Annotated in this window: 20 protein-coding genes; 15 read left to right on the top strand and 5 right to left on the bottom strand. The window is 58.0% G+C overall.

Translation table 11 applies throughout. From position 1 onward, the window contains the following. Positions 1 to 45: 45 nt before the first annotated feature. Positions 46 to 2769, bottom strand: a complete 2724-nt coding sequence (locus tag AOA59_RS05375; RefSeq protein WP_256593027.1) for a hypothetical protein — start codon at positions 2767 to 2769, stop codon at positions 46 to 48. 434 nt (positions 2770 to 3203) lie between these two features. Further along, a complete protein-coding gene (locus tag AOA59_RS05370; protein WP_099486264.1) occupies positions 3204 to 3914 on the bottom strand; it encodes an SIMPL domain-containing protein in 711 nt (236 codons plus the stop codon). 205 nt (positions 3915 to 4119) lie between these two features. On the opposite strand from AOA59_RS05370, the gene AOA59_RS05365 reads away from it, so the two are divergent. From AOA59_RS05365 to AOA59_RS05355, 3 genes are all read left to right on the top strand, one after another. Beyond that, on the top strand, positions 4120 to 5382 hold the full coding sequence (locus tag AOA59_RS05365; protein ID WP_017138277.1) for an ATP-binding protein: 1263 nt from the start codon (positions 4120 to 4122) through the stop codon (positions 5380 to 5382). Next, positions 5375 to 5935: a response regulator transcription factor gene (locus AOA59_RS05360; RefSeq protein ID WP_003171731.1), complete on the top strand. Its 561-nt coding sequence runs from the start codon at positions 5375 to 5377 to the stop codon at positions 5933 to 5935. The genes AOA59_RS05365 and AOA59_RS05360 overlap by 8 nt, the downstream gene beginning before the upstream one ends. Positions 5936 to 6034: 99 nt before the next feature. Beyond that, positions 6035 to 7759, top strand: a complete 1725-nt coding sequence (locus tag AOA59_RS05355; protein WP_099486262.1) for an ABC transporter ATP-binding protein/permease — start codon at positions 6035 to 6037, stop codon at positions 7757 to 7759. A gap of 195 nt (positions 7760 to 7954) precedes the next feature. On the opposite strand, the gene AOA59_RS05350 is transcribed toward AOA59_RS05355, so the two are convergent. Next, on the bottom strand, positions 7955 to 8392 hold the full coding sequence (locus tag AOA59_RS05350) for a YhcB family protein (RefSeq protein WP_017138275.1): 438 nt from the start codon (positions 8390 to 8392) through the stop codon (positions 7955 to 7957). 147 nt (positions 8393 to 8539) lie between these two features. Between AOA59_RS05350 and AOA59_RS05345 the strand changes: the two genes are divergently transcribed. From AOA59_RS05345 to zapE, 3 genes are all read left to right on the top strand, one after another. Then, complete coding sequence (locus AOA59_RS05345; protein WP_065911589.1) at positions 8540 to 9169, top strand: alpha/beta hydrolase; 630 nt, start codon at positions 8540 to 8542, stop codon at positions 9167 to 9169. A gap of 24 nt (positions 9170 to 9193) precedes the next feature. Further along, positions 9194 to 10549: a tryptophan--tRNA ligase gene (locus tag AOA59_RS05340; RefSeq protein ID WP_099486261.1), complete on the top strand. Its 1356-nt coding sequence runs from the start codon at positions 9194 to 9196 to the stop codon at positions 10547 to 10549. A gap of 79 nt (positions 10550 to 10628) precedes the next feature. Further along, positions 10629 to 11723, top strand: coding sequence for a cell division protein ZapE (gene zapE / locus AOA59_RS05335; protein ID WP_099486259.1), 1095 nt, complete (start codon positions 10629 to 10631; stop codon positions 11721 to 11723). A 535-nt stretch (positions 11724 to 12258) separates the two neighbouring features. Here zapE and AOA59_RS05330 read toward each other — a convergent pair. Further along, on the bottom strand, positions 12259 to 13179 hold the full coding sequence (locus AOA59_RS05330) for a GlxA family transcriptional regulator (protein WP_170875816.1): 921 nt from the start codon (positions 13177 to 13179) through the stop codon (positions 12259 to 12261). 220 nt (positions 13180 to 13399) lie between these two features. Between AOA59_RS05330 and AOA59_RS05325 the strand changes: the two genes are divergently transcribed. After that, positions 13400 to 14536 (top strand): acyl-CoA dehydrogenase family protein, encoded by a 1137-nt coding sequence (locus AOA59_RS05325; RefSeq protein WP_069786064.1) that lies wholly within the window; start codon positions 13400 to 13402, stop codon positions 14534 to 14536. Positions 14537 to 14677: 141 nt separating this feature from the next. Here AOA59_RS05325 and AOA59_RS05320 read toward each other — a convergent pair whose 3' ends face one another. Continuing rightward, a complete protein-coding gene (locus tag AOA59_RS05320) occupies positions 14678 to 15718 on the bottom strand; it encodes an NADP(H)-dependent aldo-keto reductase (RefSeq protein WP_099486257.1) in 1041 nt (346 codons plus the stop codon). Positions 15719 to 15966: 248 nt separating this feature from the next. On the opposite strand from AOA59_RS05320, the gene rplM reads away from it, so the two are divergent. The 8 genes from rplM (at position 15967) to AOA59_RS05280 (ending at position 21766) form a co-directional block, all read left to right on the top strand. Next, positions 15967 to 16395, top strand: a complete 429-nt coding sequence (rplM, locus tag AOA59_RS05315; RefSeq protein ID WP_003171742.1) for a 50S ribosomal protein L13 — start codon at positions 15967 to 15969, stop codon at positions 16393 to 16395. Positions 16396 to 16409: 14 nt separating this feature from the next. Beyond that, positions 16410 to 16802: a 30S ribosomal protein S9 gene (rpsI, locus tag AOA59_RS05310; protein WP_003216038.1), complete on the top strand. Its 393-nt coding sequence runs from the start codon at positions 16410 to 16412 to the stop codon at positions 16800 to 16802. Between the two features lie 265 nt (positions 16803 to 17067). After that, entirely contained in the window at positions 17068 to 17664 is a 597-nt protein-coding gene (petA, locus tag AOA59_RS05305; protein WP_003216040.1) for a ubiquinol-cytochrome c reductase iron-sulfur subunit, read from the top strand. Next, entirely contained in the window at positions 17664 to 18875 is a 1212-nt protein-coding gene (locus AOA59_RS05300; RefSeq protein ID WP_099486254.1) for a cytochrome bc complex cytochrome b subunit, read from the top strand. Before petA ends, AOA59_RS05300 begins: the two co-directional genes overlap by 1 nt. Beyond that, a complete protein-coding gene (locus AOA59_RS05295; protein WP_068932034.1) occupies positions 18875 to 19654 on the top strand; it encodes a cytochrome c1 in 780 nt (259 codons plus the stop codon). The genes AOA59_RS05300 and AOA59_RS05295 overlap by 1 nt, the downstream gene beginning before the upstream one ends. Positions 19655 to 19803: 149 nt before the next feature. Beyond that, positions 19804 to 20421, top strand: a complete 618-nt coding sequence (locus AOA59_RS05290; protein WP_017138266.1) for a glutathione S-transferase N-terminal domain-containing protein — start codon at positions 19804 to 19806, stop codon at positions 20419 to 20421. 17 nt (positions 20422 to 20438) lie between these two features. After that, positions 20439 to 20858 carry a ClpXP protease specificity-enhancing factor gene (locus AOA59_RS05285; protein WP_069786065.1) on the top strand — a complete coding sequence of 140 codons (420 nt, stop codon included), beginning with the start codon at positions 20439 to 20441 and terminating at the stop codon, positions 20856 to 20858. A 158-nt stretch (positions 20859 to 21016) separates the two neighbouring features. Next, positions 21017 to 21766, top strand: coding sequence for a FadR/GntR family transcriptional regulator (locus AOA59_RS05280; protein ID WP_038844908.1), 750 nt, complete (start codon positions 21017 to 21019; stop codon positions 21764 to 21766). Positions 21767 to 21844 lie beyond the last annotated feature (78 nt).

Genomic DNA, 21844 nt, shown 5'->3' with positions numbered 1-21844 from the left:
CCCGAACGAAAACGGCGGTCACCGAGGTTACCGCCGTTCAGGGGATCAGGTAAGGGCTGGTTTATTCACCGGCTCCGGTTGGGGTGTGACGGTTACTTCAATGCTGGATGGAGCATTGCTGTCGATCGTATAGGCGCTGTCCAACTCGTTACCCTCTCGTATCGTGAACGTTCTCTTGATCGTTACCTCTACGCCGGGAACGTGTTCTATATCCAGGTCCCCGTTATTGAGGTGCCCTCTGGAAATGATCTGAACCTTGGCCTCGTTCTTGGAACTGTCGTATTCAATGTGATACTGAGTGTCGTCAGCGCCGAAGCGGTAGCCCTCTTGCAGCATCGAGCCATCCGTATTCAACTCGATGATAGCGGGTGCTATGGAGCCCTGATGGGCTACCTCGGAAATGCGGGCGCGCAAGTCGGCGTCAGGGATGGCATCCTCAAACTGTCTCAGCCGTGCTTTCCTGATATTTTCAGCCGAGTCTGCCACGGCATCCAACGGTGCGGTGCTCAGCAGCCCGTTTTCGGTGCGTGTGACGATGTAAGTATTACGATTTACATCCAGGACAAAGTTGGGTGAGTACTCGCTGGTACTGTGTTCCGTAACGCGTGCTTTTTCTCCTGGTTCAACGGAAAAATCAGTCTCGTCGATTTTCCAGGACACATTGAAGTTCGATTTGATTTTCCCGTTCTCTTCGTAGTTTCGGGTGGCAAACTCATAGTGCGTCCGTTCATTTATTTTCAAGAATTCATCGACTCTTTCAGCCGCGGTAATTTTTTTCCCCTCCAGATCGAGGAATTGATTGGCAAACGAAGGTGGCGACTTCAGGTCATCACTGAGCGTGGGTGAAGGAGTACGATCCCAGAACCATTTTCCACCACCTTCCACCCCGATTTTTTTCCACACGCCCGCGGCATCAGGCTTGGCAACAATCCCGCTACTCACCAGTTTTGTTGGATCCTTCGGATCTTGCACACGTAACAAGTAACTTGTGCCGTCCAGGGCATCGGGCTCATCGGCTGCGAAATACGCCTTGCCCCTGAACTCCACTTCACGCATTCCTGCAAAGGTCAGGGAAGGCTTATCGGCCGCCGGGACGCTGGGTGCACTCGCTGGTATAGCTGAGCCGGTATCAACATCGTTAGATGTTTGTGATTTTCGCACCAGTTCAAAATCTGTTGTCAGCTCGTTGTATTTCCAGCTGTAGTGCCCGGATGATGAGGGTTTAACGGCTGTCGGGATGTCGCCAAGGCCGGCCTCTACCACGGCAGGTGTGATTTCGTGCACCAGCTGCAGGCTCGATATCACCGCAGCAGCGGTGCCGCCAACGCGATCTTCGGCGGTCTTGCCATAAATGGAGTCATGAATGCCGAAGTAAATATTGCCCGCATTACCAAGGACGGGCACGTAGCCGAAGGTGCGTCCCCACAACTCTTTGGCTTCCTTCCACGTTTGCTGCGAAGAACCAAATACCTGGGTTTGATCGGCCCACTTTGCATTGTTGGCGTTAATCTCCTGGTAATCCCTTGCAATGCCGGATTTCAGGTCTCCAAAATTTAAGTAATAACTTTCTTTGCGCGACTGGGTGTAATTAAATGTCTCCCTGACGGAGACTTGTTTATCGCTGAGAAGGTTATGACGTCCGGGGTAGTGCGCATGATTACCCGCAATCAAGTTGTCGAGGACGGTGCTCGCCGGTGGCCAATGAGCATCTTTCCCACCTTGTTTGTCTTCGCCATTGAAGCTGGCCAGTAGTGCTTCACGATTGTTTTTGGCCCAGCGCGCAAATTCATCATCTCCCTTCAGCTCACTGACCGTACCATTTTTTAAGTCGATCATCAGGCCTTGATTGGGGCGGGTGTCATAATCGCCGTGATAATTGACATAAGGGATAAACGCATAACCAGCCAGTGGGTAGCCGTATATATTTGGGATGACCACATTGCCGTTCTTGTCGAGCGTGCGATCAATCGCTGCTCGACCTTCAGGTGTCAGCGCTTTATAAATAGCCTTGTCGTTTCGCAGGCTTTGTAAGGTGCCCTTGACGACATAGGCATCGGCTTTGCCCGAGCGCTTTGCCAATGCACCCGACTTGTCGCTCATGGGGGCGGCTATGTCATCTTTCCAGTGGTCTTGAAGCTTTTTGCCCAGGGCCTCCAGATCGTTAATTTTGCTCCGGTCTTCTGGCTTGATTTCCATTGTTTGGAAGTTGAGTAGGCCGCCGGCGGCCGGCCTATCGTGCTTTAGAGCGCCCGCTGCAATCTCCCAAGCAAAATAAGTGCGTGTGTCGGTGTTGGTCTTGACTTCCGGCTTCCATTTTCCAACGTATGAGTTAAATGTTACCGTTATTTTTTCATGTGGATCCAAACCGGCAGCCAGTAACCCACCGCTAAAGTAACCGGCAGGTTCCATAAACTGACGAGTCTTCTGGAACCGGATATTGCTTTCACCCTCTTCGCCACTTTCTATGTTCTTGATTTGCGTTACTACACGACCGGCGAAGGCGTCGACCCGCTGTAGGCGCTCCTGTTGCGTATAGCTTGCCGTGGGCGGGGGAACGGTGATTGACCCATAAATCACCCCTTTGGCGAAATCAAGCTCATGGTTGGGGGTTGGGGCGGTGCTCGGTTTTTGCCCCGGGCCTGAAGTTTCCGCTCCTGGACCGGTCAGCGCACTTGGGCGTGTATTTTCTGCTGGCGGCGTGACGACAGGTTTCGGATGTGTATTGGCAGGGTTGGTATAGGGCGACAGCACGGGCGGGCGTATATTCATGATCGGGGCGCTTTACTCATGAGTTATCAACAATAGTTGCATGACGCGAAATATCAGGGCCGGCATTACGCACGCCGCGACATTACGATATGTCATGACTTATGTGGGTTCTGAACACGCTTGTTTTACCTCTGATCGACTTATGTGCTTACGGTTGCGTAATGGCATAAGCCAAAGAGGAAAACTGATTTACTCGTACATCCGCTAAATGGAATTTACGGGTTAGAGTTTGAAAGCATCAGTTGCTTGTAACTGGGTGGTTTAATACTTGCGCAGGGTTCCACGGCGGGCGGGTACGTTGTACGAAGATAACCTTTATAAGGCGCGGCCTACGGCGTTGGGGAAAAAACTGACAGCTCGCCGTCCTCCAAATTAAACAATCAAAAAAAACGGTGCGAGCCATCAAGGCTGCACCGTTTTTTTAATCGTAAGACTTACTGCAGGACTTCAATCACCCCATCAGCACTCATGCTGACCTGGCTGGTGCCCGCTTCCACTTCCGGTGTGGGGGCCGAATCCGCCATGGCTGCCTTCATCATCATGCCGCCACGGGCGTAAGGCATCGGGTAACCGTTGGTGTTGAAGTTCAGGTTGACGATCTTGTAGCCCTTGCCGCCCAGTGCATCGGTGGCCAGTTGCGCGCGGGCCTTGAATGCGGCAACCGCTTCTTTAAGCAACGCGTCTTCGCTGGACTTGCGCGTGGCATCCGCGATGGCGAAGTCCATATTCTCCATTTTCAAGGTATTGAGCAGCTCGCCGGTGAGCTTGGACAGGGCAGGGAAGTCGGCACTTTCCAGGCGCAGTTCGGCGCGCTCACGCCAGCCGGTAATCTTCTGGTTCTTGTTGTCGTAGATCGGGTAGCTGTTACGGCTGCCTTGACGCAGGGTCACAGCCTTGACTTCGCGCGCCTGGCCCAGCGCCCTGTTCATGGTGTTGGTGATTTCGGCAGCGAGTTTGGCCGGGTCGGCATTTTGCGACTCGGTGTAAAGCGTCACGATCATCTTGTCGCGAGCAACCTCCTGGCTGACCTCGGCGCGTAGGGAAATCTGGTTGTAGTTCAGCCCTTCGGCTGCCAGCGCAGGCAGGCTGGCCAGGGTGGCGACGCCGAGGGTAATAACAGCTGCACTGCGAGTGAAACGAGACATGGAAGCTCCTTGAGGTAGTCGTGTTGGTTAAGACTGTAGACGGTGGCATCGGGTTCTTCGGGTTTACACATTCGCTACAAGTGGTGGTGGTGCCGACGAACGGTCATTTGGCCGGCCTGCGTCAAAGAGCCACACGCGCCGTGCCAGCGGGTCTGCTTCGTTTATACTCGTGCCGATCCGCCTGCAGCGCTCACCGGGAGAGCTCATGCTCGCCGCCGTAAAACTGACTTCCGCCACACGCCAGAACCTCTGGCGCCTGACGTTCATCCGTACCCTGGTACTGGCCGCACAGGCCGGCTCCGTCGGGCTTGCCTATTGGTTCGACCTGCTGCCGCTGCCGTGGCTGCAACTGGGTGTGACCCTGGCGTTTTCCACGGTGCTGTGCGCGTTCACCGCCATCCGTTTGCGCACTACGTGGCCGGTGACCGAGTTGGAATATGCGCTCCAGTTGGCCTGCGACCTGTTTATCCACAGTGTGTTGCTTTATTTCTCCGGTGGTTCCACCAACCCGTTCGTTTCTTATTACCTGGTGCCACTGACCATCGCCGCCGTGACCTTGCCATGGCGCTACTCGGTGGTGCTGTCGGGAATTGCGCTGACGCTCTATACCTTGCTGCTGGCGCAGTTCTATCCGCTGCAAACCTTTCCCATCGCCCGCGAAAACCTGCAGATCTACGGGATGTGGCTGAGCTTCGCGCTGTCTGCTGCGGTGATCACGTTTTTCGCTGCACGCATGGCCGAAGAACTGCGCCGTCAGGAAGAACTGCGCGCTATTCGCCGCGAAGAAGGCCTGCGCGACCAGCAATTGCTGGCCGTCGCCACTCAAGCCGCCGGCGCCGCCCACGAATTGGGCACACCATTGGCGACCATGAGCGTGCTGCTTAACGAAATGACCCAGGACCATCACGACCCGGTGCTGCAAGAAGACCTCGGTGTGTTGCGCGAACAGGTCAAGCAGTGCAAGCAGACCTTGCAGCAACTGGTGCGCGCGGCCGAAGCCAATCGCCGCCTGGCGGTAGAGATGCAGGACGTGACCCAGTGGCTCGACGAAGCCCTGAACCGCTGGCACCTGATGCGTCCCGAAGCCAGTTACCGTTTTCATCTATTAGGGCAGGGCAGTGTGCCGCGCATGGCGCCGCCGCCGGACCTGACCCAGGCCTTGCTCAACCTGCTGAACAACGCCGCCGACGCTTGCCCCGAAGGCCTGGGCGTGCAGCTGGACTGGGACGCGGAAAACGTCACCATCAGTATTCGTGACCACGGCGCGGGCGTGCCGCTGGCCATTGCCGAACAGATCGGCAAACCATTCTTTACCACCAAGGGCAAAGGCTTCGGCCTCGGCCTGTTTTTGAGCAAGGCCAGCGTGACCCGCGCGGGCGGCTCAGTGAAGCTCTATAGTCATGAGGAAGGTGGCACGCTCACCGAGCTGCGCCTGCCCCGTGTCGCACGAGGAGATATCGATGAGTGACGAGATCCAAGTCGAAGGCGAAGAACTGCCGCACCTGTTGCTGGTAGATGACGACGCCACCTTTACCCGCGTGATGGCGCGCGCCATGAGCCGTCGTGGCTTTCGCGTGAGCACCGCAGGTTCGGCTGAAGAAGGCCTGACCATCGCCCAGGCCGACCTGCCGGACTACGCCGCGCTCGACCTGAAAATGGACGGTGACTCCGGTTTGGTGTTGCTGCCCAAGCTGCTGGAGCTGGACCCGGAAATGCGCGTGGTGATCCTCACCGGTTACTCCAGCATCGCCACCGCCGTCGAGGCCATCAAGCGCGGTGCCTGCAATTACCTGTGCAAGCCGGCCGACGCCGACGACGTGCTGGCTGCCTTGCTCTCCGAGCACGCCGACCTCGACACCCTGGTGCCGGAAAACCCGATGTCGGTGGACCGCCTGCAGTGGGAACACATCCAGCGCGTGCTGACCGAACACGAAGGCAATATCTCCGCTACCGCCCGCGCGTTGGGCATGCACCGACGTACGCTGCAACGCAAGTTGCAGAAACGCCCGGTACGGCGCTGAACAAAGTCTGAACAATCCGCTTCAGGCTGCACGGAGCCCTGAACCGATCGTCTATGATCGGTTCAAACGCCTGTCACATTTTCTTACAGAGCCTGAACGATGAATCAGAACGCTGAGTATTCCGCGGTCAACGACGCGGTGCGTGGGCATTTTTTTCGCCGAACCTGGGCGCTGATAGCGCCTTACTGGCGCAGCGAAGAGAAGGGCAAAGCCTGGGTATTGCTGGCAGCGGTGATTGCTCTTTCGCTGTTCAGTGTGGCCTTTTCGGTCTGGATCAACCATTGGTACAAGGACTTCTACAACGCCCTGGAGAAGAAGGACACGGCCGCCTTCTGGCAACTGATCGGCTATTTCTGCATGCTCGCCGCCGTGGCGATTGTCGCTGCGGTCTACCGCCTGTACTTGACTCAGATGCTGACGATTCGCTGGCGTGCCTGGCTCACCGAAAAGTATTTCGCGCGCTGGCTTAGCCACAAGAACTACTACCAGCTGGAACAGGGCGGTTATACCGATAACCCGGACCAACGTATTTCCGAAGACCTCAATAACTTCACGTCGACGACGTTGAGCTTGAGTCTGGGGCTGCTGCGCAACGTCGTCAGCCTGGTGTCGTTTTCGATCATTCTGTGGGGCGTGTCGGGCAGCATCGAAGTGTTCGGTATCACCATCCCCGGTTACATGTTCTGGTGCGCATTGCTGTATGCCGCCGTCGGCAGTTGGCTGACGCACCTGATCGGTCGTCGTTTGATCGGTCTTAGCAACCAGCAGCAACGTTTCGAAGCAGACTTGCGCTTCTCCATGGTGCGCGTGCGGGAAAATGCCGAAAGCATTGCTTTGTACAATGGCGAGCCAAACGAAAATCAGCGTTTGAGTGCGCGGTTCGGCAAGGTTTGGCACAACTATTGGGACATCATGAAAGTGTCCAAGCGCCTGACCTTCTTCACCGCCGGTTATGAGCAGATCGCAATCGTCTTTGCGTTTATCGTGGCAGCACCGCGCTATTTCTCCGGCAAGATCGAACTGGGCGAGCTGATGCAAATCAACTCCGCGTTCGGCAATGTGCAGGGCAATTTCAGCTGGTTTATCACCGCTTACTCCGATTTGGCCAGCTGGCGCGCGACCAGTGACCGTTTGCTGAGCTTCCACCAGGCCATGAGCGAAAACGAGCAACGTGCTCCGGCCATTGATGTGCGCCCGCAAGGCGAGCAACTGGTGGTCAAAGACCTGGGCATGGACCTGGTCGACGGCCGCCATCTGCTCACCGACGCCGACATGACCGTAGAGCCTGGCCAGCGCGTGATGCTCAGTGGGCGTTCCGGTAGCGGCAAAAGTACGTTGCTGCGCGCCATGGGCAACTTGTGGCCGGCGGGCCACGGCAGCATTCGCCTGCCGGCGGCGCGTTATCTGTTCCTGCCGCAAAAGCCTTACTTGCCGATTGGCAGCCTGAAGGCCGTGTTGAGTTATCCACAAGACGACAGCACCTACCCGGCCGAACGTTATGCACAGGTCCTGGAAACCTGCCGCTTGCCCCATCTGGTCAGCCGTCTGGATGAGGCCAACCACTGGCAGCGCATGCTCTCACCCGGTGAGCAGCAGCGTCTGGCCTTTGCCCGTGCCTTGTTGTTCGCGCCGCAGTGGATGTACATGGACGAAGCCACCTCGGCCATGGATGAAGAGGATGAGGCGAGCTTGTATCAAGCGTTGATCGATGAGCTGCCGGGGTTGAGTATCGTCAGTGTCGGCCATCGCAGCAGCCTCAAGCGTTTTCATGGGCGGCATGTGCGGATTGAGGGTGGGCTGTTGCAGGAGCAACAACCGGCTTAAGGGCACGCTCGGTGAGTGTGGGAGCCGGGCTTGCCCGCGATGGCGGTGGGTCAGGCAACAGATACTTTGCTGGTACACCGCTATCGCAGGCAAGCCAGCTCCCACATTGGGTTAGTGTCGCCTGCTTGATTGAACACCCACAAAAAAGCCCGGCTGATCATCGATCAGCCGGGCTTTTTATTGCTTGAAAATAACTTACTTCTTCAAGCCGTAATGCTCGTCCAGCATGCCTGGGGCGTTCGGCGTTTTTGGCGCGTAGTCCCGTGGTGGCTCCTGATTTTCCCGCGGTGGCGTCAAGCGCTCCCGTGGGGCTTGCGGTGCATCGGAATGCAACGCGGCCAGCAGGCGCTGGCGGGTGATGTCGTCGAGGGCGAGGCGGTTGGCGCCATCGGCGAGATGATCCTGTACTTCCTGGTAGCTCTGAGTGAGCTTCTTGACCAGGGTCGCGGTGCTGTTGAAGTGGGTAACAACCTCGTTCTGATAACTGTCAAAACGTTCCTGAATGTCATCCAACTGACGCTGCGTGCGGTTAGGCGCGGCATTCGGCAGCAAGCGGGCAACCAGGAATCCAATGGCGACACCGGCAACCAGGGCAAGAGTCGGCAACAACCAAACTAAGAGCGAGTGTTCCACGAGTCCTTCCTCTATAAACGGCTTTGCTTTACGTTAACGGCTCAAACCTGCGCTGTATACCGCGATTAAGCTCGCAATGATGCCATGCACAGACTTTTAGCTAGACGAGTCGACCCTTTGAGAGGTCACGGAGTTCATTCCTTGCTCATGCGTGAAACCCCCGTTTTGATCGCTGGCCCGGTAGGCCAATTGGAAGCCTTGTACCTGGATCACCCCGAGCCACGTGGCCTGGCGCTGATCTGCCACCCTAACCCGGTGCAAGGTGGCACCATGCTCAATAAAGTCGTTTCGACCCTGCAGCGTACTGCCCGCGATGCTGGTTTGATTACTTTACGTTTCAATTACCGTGGCGTCGGCGCGAGCGCCGGTACTCACGACATGGCCAACGGTGAAGTGGACGATGCCGAAGCGGCGGCTACCTGGCTGCGGGAAAAACACCCCGAGCTGCCTATTACCCTGCTCGGCTTTTCCTTCGGCGGCTATGTCGCGGCCAGCCTCGGTGGCCGCCTGGAAGCCAAGGGCGAAAAGCTTGCGCACCTGTTTATGGTCGCCGCTGCGGTGATGCGCCTGCGTGATAGCGATGTGCTGCCCCAAGGTTGCCCACTGACCCTGATCCAGCCGGAAACCGACGAAGTGGTCGACCCTCAACTGGTCTACGACTGGTCCGCCGCCCTCAAACGCCCCCATGAGCTGCTGAAAGTGGCAGAATGCGGACACTTTTTTCATGGCAAGCTCACCGATCTCAAGGATCTGGTGCTGCCGCGCCTCTCGAATTGATAGCAGTCTGATAAGCGATTACCCATGACGACTCGTACCCGTATCCTCACCGGCATCACCACCACCGGCACGCCGCACCTGGGCAACTACGCCGGTGCGATCCGCCCGGCGATCCTCGCCAGCCAGGACGCGAATGCCGATTCCTTCTACTTCCTGGCCGACTACCACGCCCTGATCAAGTGCGATGACCCGCAGCGCATCCAGCGCTCGCGCATGGAAATCGCCGCGACCTGGCTGGCCGGTGGCCTGGATGTGAACCGGGTGACCTTCTATCGCCAGTCCGACATCCCGGAAATCCCCGAGCTGACCTGGCTGCTGACCTGTGTTGCCGCCAAGGGCCTGCTCAACCGTGCCCACGCCTACAAGGCCTCGGTGGACAAGAACGTCGAAAGCGGTGAAGACCCGGACGCGGGCATCAGCATGGGCCTGTACAGCTACCCGGTGCTGATGGCGGCGGACATCCTGATGTTCAACGCGCACAAGGTGCCGGTGGGCCGTGACCAGATCCAGCACGTGGAAATGGCCCGCGACATCGGCCAGCGTTTCAACCACCTGTTCGGCAACGGTAAAGAATTCTTCACCATGCCCGAGGCGTTGATCGAAGAAAGCGTCGCCACCTTGCCGGGCCTGGATGGCCGCAAGATGTCCAAGAGCTACGACAACACCATCCCGTTGTTCACCAGCGCCAAGGACATGAAGGACGCGATCTCGCGGATCGTCACCGACTCGCGCGCGCCCGGCGAAGCCAAGGACCCGGACAACTCGCACCTGTTCACCTTGTTCCAGGCGTTTGCCAGCAAGGCTCAGGAACAAGAGTTCCGCGCCGAGCTGCTGCAAGGCCTGGGCTGGGGCGAAGCGAAGAACCGCCTGTTCCAACTGCTCGACAGCCAACTGAGCGAGCCGCGCGAGCGTTACCACCAGTTGATGTCGCGCCCCTCGGACATGGAAGACCTGTTGCTGATCGGCGCCAAGAAAGCCCGCGCCGTGGCCGCACCGTTCCTTGCCGAGCTGCGTGAAGCCGTGGGCCTGCGCTCGTTCGTCAACCAGGCCGCCGCGCCGGTGGCGGCCAAGAAGAAAGCCGCGAAAGCTGCGCGATTTGTAAGCTTTCGTGAAGACGACGGTAGTTTCCGCTTCCGCCTGCTGTCGGCCGAGGGCGAGCAATTGCTGTTGTCGCGCAATTTTGCCGATGGCAAAACAGCGGGCGCAGTGACCAAGCAACTGCAAAACGGCGACGCGCTTGATCTACGTACTGAGGCCACAGGCTTCAGCGTATGGCTGGACGGTGCGGCCGTGGCCGATAGCGCTGACTTTGCCGACGAAACGTCGCGCGATGCAGCCATCGCCGCCTTGCGCGTTGCGTTGACCCCCATCGAGGATTAACCCGACCAAGGGTTGATTGCCATTATCCAGGGCCGTCGTTACAGTGACGGCCCGTTTTTGTTGCCTTGCTAACGAAATTATGACGCCCCTAGAACGATATCAAGCTGATCTGAAACGCCCTGAATTCTTCCATGACGCGGCCCAGGAAAACGCGGTGCGTCATTTGCAGCGCCTGTACGACGACCTGGTCGCGGCCTCGCACAACAAGCCAGGGATGTTCAGCAAGCTGTTTGGCAAGAAAGACCACGCGCCGGTCAAAGGCCTGTACTTCTGGGGTGGCGTTGGCCGCGGCAAGACCTACCTGGTCGACACCTTCTTCGAAGCGCTGCCCTTTAAGGAAAAGGTGCGCACGCACTTCCACCGCTTCATGAAGCGTGTGCACGAAGAAATGAAGACGCTGCCGGGCGAGAAAAACCCGCTGACCATCATCGCCAAGCGCTTCTCCGACGAGGCGCGGGTCATCTGCTTCGATGAGTTCTTCGTCTCCGACATCACCGACGCCATGATCCTCGGTACCCTGATGGAAGAGCTGTTCAAGAACGGCGTGACCCTGGTCGCCACCTCGAACATCGTGCCTGACGGCTTGTACAAGGACGGCCTGCAACGTGCGCGCTTTCTGCCGGCCATCGCGCTGATCAAGCAGAACACCGAGATCGTCAACGTCGACAGCGGTGTCGATTACCGTCTGCGTCACCTTGAGCAGGCTGAACTGTTCCACTTCCCGCTGAACGAAGCGGCGCATGAAAGCCTGAAAAAAAGCTTCCGCGCGCTGACGCCGGAATGCACCCAGGCGGTGGAAAACGACAAGCTGATGATCGAGAACCGCGAAATCATCGCCCTGCGTACCTGCGATGACGTGGCCTGGTTCGAATTCCGCCAGCTGTGCGACGGCCCGCGTAGCCAGAACGACTACATCGAGTTGGGCAAGATCTTCCACGCGGTGATCTTGAGCGGCGTGGAGCAGATGAGCGTTACTACCGATGACATCGCGCGGCGGTTTATCAACATGGTCGATGAGTTCTACGACCGTAACGTCAAGCTGATCATCTCGGCGGAAGTCGAGCTCAAGGACCTCTACACGGGCGGTCGCTTGAATTTCGAATTCCAGCGCACCCTGAGCCGCTTGCTGGAAATGCAGTCCCACGAGTTCCTGTCGCGTGGGCACAAGCCGTAAGCGATGGGCATGAGATGACCAAGGCCTGCAGTGATGCAGGCCTTTTTTATGGGGGTGTCCAGAACAATGGAGATCGCTTGTGGGAGCCGGGCTTGCCCGCGATGGCGGTGGGTCAGTAGCAAGTGTATCCGCTGATATACCGCTATCGCAGGCAAGCCAGCTCCCACATGGGTTTGTGGTTACCTTGGCTTACGCGGCCTGCAGTGATGCAGGATTTTTTATGGATGTTCTCCAGAACAATGGAGATCAAATGTGGGAGCCGGGCTTGCCCGCGATGGCGGTGGGTCAGTAGCAAGTGTATCCGCTGATATACCGCTATCGCAGGCAAGCCAGCTCCCACATGGGTTTGTGGTTACCTTGGCTTACGCGGCCTGCAGTGATGCAGGATTTTTTATGGATGTTCTCCAGAACAATGGAGATCAAATGTGGGAGCCGGGCTTGCCCGCGATGGCGGTGGGTCAGTAGCAAGTGTATTCGCTGATATACCGCTATCGCAGGCAAGCCAGCTCCCACATGGGACTGTGTACACCCGGGCTCAGGCGGCCTGCTGGAACTGTTGGCGATACTGGTTCGGCGACAGCTCGGTGTGTTGCCGGAACAACCGCGCAAAGAAGCTTGCATCGTCGTAACCCACTTCATAACTGATGGTCTTGATGCTCTTGCGACTGCCCGAGAGCAGGCCTTTGGCCGTCTCGATGCGCAGCCTTTGCAGGTAATGCAGCGGCTTGTCACCCGTGGCCGTCTGGAAGCGGCGCATGAAGTTGCGAATGCTCATGCCGTGCTCCCGGGCGACGTCCTCGAAACGGAACTTGTCGGCAAAGTGCTCCTCGAGCCAGTGCTGGATCTGCAGGATGATCACGTCCTGGTGCAGCTTCTGCCCGCCAAAACCTATGCGCCCTGGCGCGTAGTTGCGCTGCACTTCGTAAAGGATGTCGCGGGCCACCGCCTGGGCGATGTTGGCGCCGCAGAAGCGCTCGATCAGGTAGATGTAAAGGTCGCACGCCGAGGTGGTGCCGCCGGCGCAGTACAGGTTGTCGGCGTCGGTGAGGTGCTTGTCCTGGTTGAGCTGCACCTTGGGGAAGCGCTCGCTGAAGGCGTTGAAGAAGCGCCAGTAAGTGGTCGCCTCCTTGCCATCGAGCAGCCCGGCTTCGGCCAGCCAGAACACGCCGGTGGCTTCGCCGCACAGCACCGCGCCACGCGCATGTTGTTCGCGCAACCACGGCAGCACTTGCGGGTAGCGGGTGCACAGGGCTTCGAAGTCATCCCAGAAGGCCGGCAACACGATGATGTCGGCGTTTTCCAGGCCGCCGTCCACCGGCATGATCACATCGCTGAAGCTGCGTACCGACTGCCCGTCGGGGCTTACCAGGCGCGTTTCGAATGCCGGAGTCAGGCCCAGGCCTTGCTGTTTGCCATAACGCAGGCTGGCGAGGTGGAAGAAATCCTTGGCTTGCATGAGGGTGGAAGCGAATACCCGATCAATGGCCAAAATGCTGACGCGCCGCAAGGGCGTGGAGATTTGGTTAGACATAATTTCATTTATTCTTATAGGGGAAAGTGGTCACCAGACGGCTGGATCGTCTTATTTTTTGTCGCATGTGTCCAGTGTCCTGTGACGCCTTCGCGGCATAGGCTCTGTGGTCTGGTCTTTGTCCGACAATCCACGCAGGTGACCCATGATCCCCAGAACCTTGTTCAGCTCGGAGCACGAACTCTTCCGCGAGAGCGTGCGCACCTTCCTTGAAAAGCACGCCGCGCCGTTTCATGGGCAGTGGGAAAAGCAGGGCTATATCGACCGTAACCTGTGGAGCAAGGCGGGGGAGGCGGGGATGCTGTGTTCGCACTTGCCGGAAGAATACGGCGGGCTGGGCGCGGACTTTTTATACAGCGCCGTGGTGATCGAAGAGATCAGCCGCCTGGGCCTTACCGGCATCGGTTTTTCCTTGCATTCGGACATCGTCGCGCCCTACATCCTGCATTACGGCAGTGAGGCGCTGAAGCAAAAGTACCTGCCAAAATTGATCTCCGGCGAGATGGTCACGGCCATCGCCATGACCGAGCCGGGTGCCGGTTCGGACCTGCAAGGTGTGAAGACCACCGCCGTGCCGGATGGTGATGAGTACGTGATCAACGGCTCCAAAACCTTTATCACCAATGGCTACCTCGCCGAGTTGGTGATCGTGGTGGCCAAGACCGACCCAAAGGCCGGCGCCAAGGGCACCAGCCTGTTTCTGGTGGAAGCCGATACGCCGGGCTTCGACAAGGGCAAGCGCCTGGAGAAGGTCGGTATGAAGGCACAGGACACCTCGGAGCTGTTCTTTCAGGATGTACGCGTGCCCAAGGAAAACCTGCTCGGCCAGGCAGGCATGGGCTTCGCGTATTTGATGCAGGAACTGCCGCAGGAGCGCCTGACGGTGGCGATTGGCGCGCTGTCATCCGCCGAAGCTGCGCTGGCGTGGACCCTGGACTACACCCGCGAGCGCAAGGCGTTCGGCAAGGCGATTGCCGACTTTCAGAATACTCGCTTCAAGCTGGCGGAGATGGCCACCGAGATTCAGATCGGCCGCGTGTTTGTCGATAAATGCATGGCGCTGCACCTCGAAGGCAAGCTCGACGTGCCCACTGCCGCGATGGCCAAGTACTGGGCCACGGACCTGCAATGCAAAGTGCTCGACGAGTGCGTGCAGTTGCACGGTGGCTACGGCTTCATGTGGGAATACCCGATTGCGCGGGCCTGGGCGGATGCGCGGGTGCAGCGCATTTATGCGGGGACCAATGAGATCATGAAGGAGATTATTGCGCGGGCGCTTTGACGCCCATCGGATCGTTCCCACGCTCTGCGTGGGAATGCATCCGGTGACGCTCTGCGTCATACCTTCAAGCGCGGACGCGGAGCGTCCAGGGCGGCATTCCCACGCAGAGCGTGGGAACGATCATAGCTATCTACAAATCAATCAAGGCGCAGGGTTCGGATGATCCTTCTGAATCGCCTCAATCCCGTCCAGCACTTCCTTGGACAGCTTCAAGTCAGCACTGGCAATGTTGCTGTCCAATTGCTCCAGGCTCGTGGCGCCAATAATATTGCTGGTCACAAACGGCTGCTGCGTCACAAACGCCAGGGCCATCTGCGCCGGGTCCAGGCCATGTTCCCGCGCCAGGGCCACATAACGGCTGCACGCGGCTTCCGACTGCGGGTTGAAGTAGCGGCTGAAGCGGCTGTACTCGGTCAGGCGCGCCTTGGCCGGGCGTGCGCCATTTTCGTATTTGCCGCTGAGCATGCCGAAGGCCAGCGGTGAATAGGCCAGCAAGCCGCATTGCTCGCGAATCGCCACTTCCGCCAAACCCACCTCAAAGCTGCGGTTGAGCAGGTTGTAGGGGTTCTGGATCGACACGGCGCGGGGCCAGCCGCGGGCTTCGGCCAGGGCCAGGAACTTCATGGTGCCCCACGGGGTTTCGTTGGACAGGCCGATGTGGCGGATCTTGCCGGCCTTGACCTGTTCGTCCAGCGCTTCGAGGGTTTCTTCCAGCGGGGTCAGGTCGTCTTCGTCCTTGTGCTTGTAGCTCAGTTGGCCAAAGAAGTTGGTGCTGCGCTCCGGCCAGTGCAGCTGGTAGAGGTCGATCCAATCGGTTTGCAGGCGCTTGAGGCTGGCATCCAGGGCGTCGACGATGTGCTTGCGGTTGTGGCGCAGGTGGCCGTCGCGGATGTAATCAATGGTGTTGCCGGGACCGGCGATCTTGCTGGCCAGGATCCAGTCGGCGCGGTCGCCACGGCTCTTGAAGTAATTCCCGATGTAGCGCTCGGTGGTTGCATAGGTGTCGGCCTTGGGCGGCACCGGGTACATTTCGGCGGTGTCGAGGAAGTTGATCCCTGCGGCCTTGGCTCGTTCGATCTGTGCGAAGGCCTCTGCCTCGCTGTTCTGCTCACCCCAGGTCATGGTGCCCAAGGCGATCGCGCTTACGTTCAGATCGGTGCGGCCCAGCTGTCGATAATCCATCGGGTACTCCTTCGGGGAAAACAATCATAAAAGCAGGTTGAATTTTTTTTCGCAATCTGCATAATTGCCCACCTCTTTCTGCAGTGGAAGTGATGCGCCGCCTGCCGAAGAATCTTGCCGTTGAACGGACGCGCCGACCCGAGCCCCCGATAGCGTCTGTATCCGGCTGCCTTTGACTTGTCAAAGTACGCACTATTCAGTAAGATCCGCCGTCTAATTTACAGGGCGGCCCCTGAGGCTATTAAAGAATGACAACTTTTACTGCAAAACCGGAAACAGTTCAGCGCGACTGGTTTGTCGTCGACGCCGCTGGTCAGACCCTGGGTCGTCTGGCCACTGAAGTCGCCAGCCGTCTGCGTGGCAAGCACAAGCCTGAGTACACCCCTCACGTTGACACCGGTGACTACATTGTCATCATCAACGCCGAGCAGGTACGTGTTACCGGCAACAAAGCGCAAGACAAAATGTACTACCGTCACTCCGGTTTCCCAGGCGGTATCAAGTCTTCGAACTTCGAAGGCCTGATCTCCAAGAAGCCTGAAGCCCCGATCGAAATCGCGGTCAAAGGTATGCTGCCTAAGGGCCCACTGGGTCGCGATATGTTTCGCAAGCTGAAAGTCTATGCGGGCGCTGTACACCCTCATGCTGCTCAGCAGCCCCAAGAACTGAAGTTTTAACGGAATAGTTCATTATGTCGGCGACTCAAAATTACGGCACTGGCCGTCGCAAAACCGCTACCGCTCGCGTTTTCCTGCGTCCGGGTACTGGTAACATCTCGATCAACAACCGCACTCTGGAAAATTTCTTCGGTCGCGAAACTGCCCGCATGGTAGTTCGTCAGCCGCTGGAACTGACCGAGACTGTTGAAAAGTTCGACATCTACGTCACCGTTATCGGTGGCGGTGTAAGTGGTCAAGCTGGCGCAATCCGCCACGGTATCACTCGCGCTCTGATGCAGTACGACGAAACCCTGCGTGGCGCTCTGCGCAAAGCTGGCTTCGTAACTCGCGATGCTCGTGAAGTTGAACGTAAGAAAGTCGGTCTGCGTAAAGCGCGTAAGCGTCCGCAGTACTCGAAGCGTTAATTCGCTTTACGTTCCACAAAAACGCCCAACTCCTCACGGAGCTGGGCGTTTTTTATTGCCTGCGATTTATGCATAAATTTCGCCGTGACAACTTGCCACATCCGTAGACCCCCTATACTACAAGGCCTGGAGGCTGAGCCCAGGGCAATTCCCTTGTCATACGTGGGGCTTTTCATTACCATCCGACAAAATTTTTATAAGTAAAGATTCAACACTTAGTAGACGCCTGATTTAACAGGCCAAAAAGCTGATGGGAGAGGACTGAATGAGCAATGACGGCGTGAATGCAGGCCGGCGTCGCTTCTTGGTAGCAGCCACATCCGTGGTGGGTGCTGCAGGAGCGGTGGGGGCTGCGGTCCCGTTCGTGGGGTCATGGTTTCCCAGTGCCAAGGCGAAAGCCGCAGGTGCACCGGTGAAGGTGAATGTCAGCAAGATCGACCCAGGCCAGCAGATGATTGCTGAGTGGCGCGGTCAGCCGGTCTTCATCGTTCGTCGTACTGAGGAGATCCTGGGGAATCTGAAGAAAATCGAAGGTCAGCTGTCTGACCCCGACTCTAAGAACTCCGACCAGCCCGCCTACGTCGATAAGGAAATCCGTTCGATCAAGCCAGAGATCCTGCTGCTGATCGGTATCTGCACCCACTTGGGTTGCTCGCCTACCTTCCGCCCGGAAGTTGCTCCTGCCGACCTTGGCAAGGATTGGGTCGGTGGCTACTTCTGCCCTTGCCACGGCTCCCATTACGACCTCGCCGGTCGCGTCTACAAGTCACAACCCGCACCACTGAACCTGCCAGTGCCGCCACATCACTACGAGACTGACAGTGTCATTGTCATTGGCGTCGACGAGGGGGAGAAAGCCTGATGAGCAAGTTCATGGATTGGGTGGATGCGCGCTTCCCCGCCACTAAAATGTGGGAAGACCATCTCAGCAAATATTACGCACCAAAAAACTTCAACTTCTTCTACTTCTTCGGCTCGTTGGCGTTGCTGGTGCTGGTCAACCAGATCGTCACCGGTGTGTGGCTGACGATGAGCTACACGCCGTCGGCGGAAGATGCGTTCGCCTCCGTCGAATACATCATGCGTGACGTCGAGTACGGCTCGATCCTGCGTCTGCTGCACTCCACCGGCGCATCGGCGTTCTTCATCGTCGTGTATATGCACATGTTCCGTGGCCTGCTCTACGGTTCCTACCAGAAGCCACGCGAGCTGGTGTGGGTGTTCGGCATGCTGATCTACCTGGCGCTGATGGCCGAGGCCTTCATGGGCTACCTGCTGCCGTGGGGCCAGATGTCGTACTGGGGCGCCCAGGTGATCATCTCGCTGTTTGGTGCGATCCCGGTGATCGGCAACGACCTGACCCAGTGGATTCGTGGTGACTACCTGATCTCCGGCATCACTCTGAACCGCTTCTTTGCGTTGCATGTCGTTGCATTGCCTATCGTGATTCTGGGCCTGGTAGTACTGCACATCCTGGCGCTGCACGAAGTGGGTTCCAACAACCCCGATGGCGTGGACATCAAAAAGCACAAAGACGAAAACGGCATCCCGCTGGATGGCATTCCATTCCATCCGTACTACACCGTCAAAGACATCGTCGGCGTAGTGGTCTTCCTGTTCATCTTCTGCTCGATCGTGTTCTTTTTCCCGGAGATGGGCGGTTATTTCCTCGAGAAGCCCAACTTTGAACAGGCCAACGCCTTCAAGACGCCTGAGCACATTGCCCCGGTCTGGTACTTCACGCCGTTCTACGCGATCTTGCGTGCAATCCCCGACAAGCTCATGGGCGTAATGGCCATGGGCGCGTCGATTGCGCTGCTGTTCGTACTGCCATGGCTCGACCGCAGCCCGGTCAAGTCGATGCGCTACAAAGGCTGGCTGAGCAAGATCTGGCTGTGGGTGTTCTGCATTGCATTCGTGATCCTGGGCGTATTGGGCGTATTGGCGCCGACCCCTGAGCGCACGCTGCTGTCGCAGGTCTGCACCTTCCTGTACTTCGCCTACTTCATTCTGATGCCGTTCTACACCCGGCTAGAGAAGACCAAACCGGTTCCGGAAAGGGTGACTGGCTGATGAAAAAGTTATTCGTTGCTTTGATCCTTGCGGCGCTGCCGCTACTGTCCTTCGCGGCCGAGCACGGCGCGGAGCTGGAAAAAGTCGATATCGACGTGTCCGACAAGGCCGCCATGCAAGATGGCCTGCGTACGTTCACCAACTACTGCATGGGCTGCCACAGCGCCAAATTCCAGCGTTACGAGCGGGTTGCCGATGACTTGGGCATTCCCCATGAGGTGATGCTCAGCCACGCCGTGTTCACCGGCGCCAAGATCGGCGACCACATGAACATCGGCATGCAGCCGGCGGATGCCAAGGCCTGGTTCGGCGCTGCGCCGCCCGACCTGACCCTGGTGGCGCGTGTGCGCGGTACCGATTGGCTGTATGGCTACCTCAAATCCTTCTACGAAGACCCGGCGCGCCCTTACGGCGTGAACAACAAAGTCTTCCCGAACGTCGGCATGCCTAACGTTCTGGTCGGCCTGCAGGGTCGCCAAGTGGTAGGATGCAAGCAGGTTCAGGTCGTTGAAGACGGCAAGAAGCAATATGATCCGCTGACCGGCACGCCTCTGACACACGAAGCGTGCGATCAACTGACCATCGTGCCTAAGACCGGTACGCTGAACGAAGAGCAGTTCGACGAGAAGGTCAAGAATCTGGTGACCTTCCTGGCCTACTCGGCCAACCCGGTCAAATTGCAGCATCAGCGCATCGGTACCTATGTGTTGCTGTACCTGGCCTTCTTCTTCGTGTTCGCTTATCTGCTTAAACGCGAATACTGGAAGGATGTGCATTGATCCAACCGTAAGCAATTGCTGTTAATCTTGCGCGCCCAGCGGCATCTCTGAATACGTAGCGGTCTGGTTGAACCAGGCACTACAGGGATGCTCTCTGGGCGCGCTCGTTTTTGAGCTTTCCATAATTTCAACAAGCGAGGAGGACCGCCATGGGCGTGACCAATCGGTTGGCCTGTTACTCCGACCCCGCCGACCACTATTCCCACCGAGTACGCATCGTGCTCGCAGAGAAGGGTGTCAGCGCCGAGATCATCAGTGTGGAGGCAGGTCGTCATCCGCCGAAACTGATCGAAGTGAACCCTTACGGCAGCTTGCCCACCCTGGTCGATCGTGACCTGGCGTTGTGGGAGTCAACCGTGGTGATGGAGTACCTGGATGAGCGTTACCCGCATCCGCCTTTGCTGCCGGTGTATCCGGTGGCGCGTGCCAACAGCCGCCTGCTGATCCATCGGATCCAGCGCGACTGGTGCGGGCTGGTGGATGTGATCCTGGATACACGCAGTAAAGAAGCCGTTCGTGTGCAAGCGCGCAAGGAATTGCGCGAGAGCCTGACCGGCGTTTCGCCGCTGTTCGCCGACAAGCCTTTTTTCCTCAGTGAGGAACAAAGCTTGGTGGATTGCTGCCTATTACCCATACTCTGGCGCTTGCCGATCCTGGGCATTGAACTGCCACGGCCGGCCAAGCCGTTGCTTGATTACATGGAGCGCCAGTTTGCGCGTGAGGCTTTCCAGGCGAGTCTGTCTGGTGTCGAACGCGACATGCGCTAAGGCTTAAGGAGCCGCTGATGAACTCCAGTCGACCCTATTTGGTCCGCGCGCTCTATGAGTGGATTGTGGACAACGATTGCACCCCGCACATGCTGGTCAACTCTGAATTTCCCAAGGTTGACGTGCCGCAGGGTTTTGCCAGTGACGGGCAGATCGTACTGAACGTTTCGCCAAGTGCCGTGCGCCACCTGCACATGGACAATGAAGCCGTCAGCTTCGAAGGGCGTTTTGGCGGCGTGCCGCATACGCTGTTCGTGCCGATTGGTGCCATCCTCGGGATCTATGCCCGGGAAAATGGCCAGGGCATGGTGTTTGATCTGGAGTCGCCTTTCGAGGATGACGAAGCGATCGAAGGCGAAGACGGTGATGATGTACCGCCACCAGACTCCGAGCCGCCGCGTCCAAGCGGTCGGCCGAGCCTGAAAGTGGTGAAGTAAGCGGCGTTCACCTTCGTGTGAGCCCTGAAAATGCCTCGGCCTGTGCCGGGGCATTTTTTTGCGTAAAGGATATGGATGAAAGTCGTGTCAGAACGGTGATCGTACAACCGCCATGGGCTATGATGCGGGCTCAAGTTCGCCGAGAAAGATCATTCGTCATGGAAAACGCCAACACCGCCCCTCGTCTTCCCCGCAAGCGCCGCAGCCTTGCCCAGGAATTGGTCACGGTGTTGTCCGAGCAGATCCGTGACGGCCAGCTCAAACGCGGCGACAAGTTGCCCACCGAGTCGGCCATCATGGAAGCCCATGGGGTCAGCCGCACCGTGGTGCGTGAGGCCATCTCGCGCTTGCAGGCGGCGGGCCAAGTGGAAACTCGCCACGGTATCGGCACCTTTGTGCTGGACACACCCAGCCCGAGCGGTTTCCGGATCGACCCGGCCACGGTAGTAACGCTGCGTGATGTGCTGGCGATTCTGGAGCTGCGTATCAGCCTGGAAGTGGAATCCGCCGGCCTTGCCGCGTTGCGCCGCAGTGACGAACAATTGGCCGCGATGCGCGCAGCCCTCGATGCGTTGAATGAAAGCGCGGCCCACGCAGGGGACGCGGTGGCGTCAGACTTCGCGTTCCACCTGGAAATCGCGCTGTCCACCGGCAACCGCTATTTCACCGACATCATGACCCACCTGGGTACCAGCATCATTCCGCGAACCCGCCTGAATTCGGCGCGCCTGGCCCATGATGATCAGCAGCACTACATGGGCCGCCTGAGCCGCGAACACGAAGAGATTTATGAGGCGATTGCCCGCCAGGATTCGGACGCGGCGCGCGCAGCCATGCGCCTGCATTTGACCAACAGCCGTGAGCGGCTGCGCCATGCCCATGAAGAGGCGCAGGCGCAGCGCGGTTAACCGCCAGACACGCTCTAATGTGGGAGCTGGCTTGCCTGCGATGGCTGAGTGTCAGGCAACTGATGCTGTGTGCAAATA

The organism is Pseudomonas sp. 2822-15, from assembly GCF_002742515.1.
GTDB classification, from domain to species: Bacteria; Pseudomonadota; Gammaproteobacteria; order Pseudomonadales; family Pseudomonadaceae; genus Aquipseudomonas; species Aquipseudomonas salomonii.
The sequence above is the reverse complement of the archived record's forward strand: the minus strand, read 5'-3'. Positions and strand labels throughout refer to the sequence as shown.

Excerpts from the sequence above, each read along its gene's own strand:
- AOA59_RS05375 (WP_256593027.1), bottom strand. The coding sequence starts at position 2,769 with ATGAATATACGCCCGCCCGTGCTGTCGCCCTATACCAACCCTGCCAAT.
- AOA59_RS05370 (WP_099486264.1), bottom strand. The coding sequence starts at position 3,914 with ATGTCTCGTTTCACTCGCAGTGCAGCTGTTATTACCCTCGGCGTCGCC.
- AOA59_RS05285 (WP_069786065.1), top strand. The coding sequence starts at position 20,439 with ATGAACTCCAGTCGACCCTATTTGGTCCGCGCGCTCTATGAGTGGATT.
- AOA59_RS05320 (WP_099486257.1), bottom strand. The coding sequence starts at position 15,718 with ATGGATTATCGACAGCTGGGCCGCACCGATCTGAACGTAAGCGCGATC.
- rpsI (WP_003216038.1), top strand. The coding sequence starts at position 16,410 with ATGTCGGCGACTCAAAATTACGGCACTGGCCGTCGCAAAACCGCTACC.
- AOA59_RS05355 (WP_099486262.1), top strand. The coding sequence starts at position 6,035 with ATGAATCAGAACGCTGAGTATTCCGCGGTCAACGACGCGGTGCGTGGG.
- AOA59_RS05360 (WP_003171731.1), top strand. The coding sequence starts at position 5,375 with ATGAGTGACGAGATCCAAGTCGAAGGCGAAGAACTGCCGCACCTGTTG.
- rplM (WP_003171742.1), top strand. The coding sequence starts at position 15,967 with ATGACAACTTTTACTGCAAAACCGGAAACAGTTCAGCGCGACTGGTTT.
- AOA59_RS05290 (WP_017138266.1), top strand. The coding sequence starts at position 19,804 with ATGGGCGTGACCAATCGGTTGGCCTGTTACTCCGACCCCGCCGACCAC.
- AOA59_RS05330 (WP_170875816.1), bottom strand. The coding sequence starts at position 13,179 with ATGCAAGCCAAGGATTTCTTCCACCTCGCCAGCCTGCGTTATGGCAAA.
- zapE (WP_099486259.1), top strand. The coding sequence starts at position 10,629 with ATGACGCCCCTAGAACGATATCAAGCTGATCTGAAACGCCCTGAATTC.
- AOA59_RS05280 (WP_038844908.1), top strand. The coding sequence starts at position 21,017 with ATGGAAAACGCCAACACCGCCCCTCGTCTTCCCCGCAAGCGCCGCAGC.
- petA (WP_003216040.1), top strand. The coding sequence starts at position 17,068 with ATGAGCAATGACGGCGTGAATGCAGGCCGGCGTCGCTTCTTGGTAGCA.
- AOA59_RS05340 (WP_099486261.1), top strand. The coding sequence starts at position 9,194 with ATGACGACTCGTACCCGTATCCTCACCGGCATCACCACCACCGGCACG.
- AOA59_RS05300 (WP_099486254.1), top strand. The coding sequence starts at position 17,664 with ATGAGCAAGTTCATGGATTGGGTGGATGCGCGCTTCCCCGCCACTAAA.
- AOA59_RS05345 (WP_065911589.1), top strand. The coding sequence starts at position 8,540 with ATGCGTGAAACCCCCGTTTTGATCGCTGGCCCGGTAGGCCAATTGGAA.
- AOA59_RS05365 (WP_017138277.1), top strand. The coding sequence starts at position 4,120 with ATGCTCGCCGCCGTAAAACTGACTTCCGCCACACGCCAGAACCTCTGG.
- AOA59_RS05325 (WP_069786064.1), top strand. The coding sequence starts at position 13,400 with ATGATCCCCAGAACCTTGTTCAGCTCGGAGCACGAACTCTTCCGCGAG.
- AOA59_RS05295 (WP_068932034.1), top strand. The coding sequence starts at position 18,875 with ATGAAAAAGTTATTCGTTGCTTTGATCCTTGCGGCGCTGCCGCTACTG.